The sequence below is a fragment of the Mycobacterium sp. genome (genome assembly GCF_049281135.1).
In the GTDB taxonomy this organism is placed as follows: domain Bacteria; phylum Actinomycetota; class Actinomycetes; order Mycobacteriales; family Mycobacteriaceae; genus Mycobacterium.
On sequence record NZ_JBAPRN010000608.1, the window covers coordinates 1 to 1,999 of the forward strand.

Sequence of the window (1,999 nt, forward strand, 5' to 3'; positions counted from 1 at the left end):
GTACTCCGGACAGCTCGTAGTCCTCGAGCGCGGTCCGTTGGAACGACGTGACCGGCGTGGCCCACCGGACGATTTCGTCCGCGGCGGTGGCCGGACGCTCCTTCTTGTACAGCTCCCACTGATCGGGGAAGTCGGTGAAGGCCATCATGCCCTGCGTGATCGAGTTGCGAGTGGTCTCGTTGCCGGCGACGGAAAGCAGGATGACGAAGAAACCGAACTCGTCGTCGGAGAGCTTGTGACCGTCGACGTCGGCCTCGATCAGCTTGGTGACGATGTCTTCACCGGGGTTCGCGGCCCGGTCGGCGGCCATCTGCATGGCGTACATGATCAACTGGATCGAGGCATCCATCGCGTCGTTCGTCTCGAACTCGGGGTCCTGGTCGCCGACCATCTGGTTGGACCAGTGGAACAGCTTCATCCGGTCTTCCTGCGGCACACCCAGCAGGCCGGCGATGGCTTGCAGCGGAAGCTCGCACGACACCTGTTCGACGAAGTCGCCGGAGCCCTGAGCCGCCGCGGTTTCCACGATCTGGCGGGCCCGCTCGCGGAGGTCATCGCGAAGCCGCTCGACGGCCCGAGGCGTGAAGCCACGCGAGATGATCTTGCGCAGATGGGTGTGCTGCGGTGCGTCCATGTTGAGCAGGACGAACTTGCCCCGTTCGACCTGCTCGCCGACCGTGCCGTCTTTGTAGCGCGGCAGCGCCGTCTTCTGCAGGCTGGAGAACACGTCGCTGCGCCGCGAAATCTCCTTGACGTCTTTGTGTTTGGAGACCACCCAAAAGCCGCCGTCGTCGAATCCGCCCGCCCCTACTGGCTGCTCGTTCCACCAGATCGGCGCGGTCCGCCGCAGCTCGGCCAGTTCCTCAACCGGTAGTCGCTCGGCATGGACGTCGGGGTCGGTGAAATCGAATCCGGAAGGAAGATTCGGAGTCGGCATCAGTGGCACTCCTATGAGTGAATACGACTTGGATATGACGGGTTCTGGCCCAGTAAAGCATCGCGACAGCAGAGATGGAACGGCTTCTCGACGTATTCGCCGATGATGGATTGGAACGTGTTCTCGTCCTCGGCTCCGATGAGTTTCGGCCGCGCGAAACGGCCTTGTGGCGCCGGGCGCACTGACTATGCTTGCCTGCAGGTCACGGGCCCATGGGATGGCCGTGATTACGTAACGCCGAAGGTGGGGTCATGATTCGCGAACTGCTCATCGCCACAGCGATCGCCGGCGCGGCTGTCGGCTCGGCCCCGGCCGCCGTTGCCGACAACGGGCACTACGACGGCGATGTGCCAGGCATGAACTACGACGCGTCGCTGGGTGCGCCGTGCGACAACTACGAGCGGTTCATCTACGGGCGCGGCCCCGGCGGTCAAGCCGAGGCCTGCCACTTCATCATCAACCAGTTCCCGGCAGCGCAGACGGGGTACTGGGTGATCACCTACCCGCTGTACGGGGTGCAGCAGGTCGGTGCCAAGTGCGACAACCCGCGGGGATCGTCGGCCCAGTCGCCTGACGGGCAGCCGATGCTCTGCACCGAACACGGCTGGCAGATCGGTCAGTTGACCGGCGGCGGGGCCCCGAACGGCGCCGGCGGAGGCTTCCCGTCCGACACGGGCGTCACCCACTGATTACACGACTCAGGAGATAGCCATGGCCTTCAGACCGAAAGACGCCATCGACGCCGCGCGGGACATCGTGCAGAACGCCGTCGAGCGGTCATCGGACATCGTCGAGAACGCCGGTCACATCATCAAAGGCGACATCGCCGGCGGCACCGGCGACATCGTCCACAACTCGCTGGACATCGCCACTTACGCCGTCGAGCGAACCAAAGAGGTCTTCACCGGCCCGCCCGACGACGACGACGTCTGAGCCAAGCGGGCTCAGACGGAAGCGGCCTCGTTCAGCTCGTCGAGCCGGTTCGTCGCTTCCAGGTACTCCTGCACCCACCGTTCGATGACGGTCGACGTCTTCTCCACCTAGGAGAACTGCCCGACGACC

At 64.5% G+C, this 1,999-nt stretch carries 3 protein-coding genes and 1 pseudogene; 2 read left to right on the plus strand and 2 right to left on the minus strand.

The window, feature by feature from the left end:
* Window positions 1–937: steroid C27-monooxygenase (locus WAN02_RS23915; protein ID WP_422267047.1), on the minus strand; the 937-nt coding region annotated here is incomplete at its 3' end.
* A 251-nt stretch (window positions 938–1,188) separates the two neighbouring features.
* On the opposite strand from WAN02_RS23915, the gene WAN02_RS23920 reads away from it, so the two are divergent.
* Together WAN02_RS23920 and WAN02_RS23925 are read left to right on the plus strand one after the other, a co-directional pair.
* Window positions 1,189–1,626, plus strand: a complete 438-nt coding sequence (locus WAN02_RS23920; RefSeq protein WP_422267048.1) for a hypothetical protein — start codon at window positions 1,189–1,191, stop codon at window positions 1,624–1,626.
* Between the two features lie 22 nt (window positions 1,627–1,648).
* The gene (locus WAN02_RS23925) at window positions 1,649–1,870 is read left to right on the plus strand and encodes a hypothetical protein (protein ID WP_422267050.1); all 222 of its coding nucleotides are present in this window, start codon (window positions 1,649–1,651) and stop codon (window positions 1,868–1,870) included.
* An 11-nt stretch (window positions 1,871–1,881) separates the two neighbouring features.
* Here the strand turns inward: WAN02_RS23925 and WAN02_RS23930 are convergent.
* Window positions 1,882–1,999 (minus strand): annotated as a pseudogene (locus WAN02_RS23930) (nitronate monooxygenase); the annotation flags it as partial.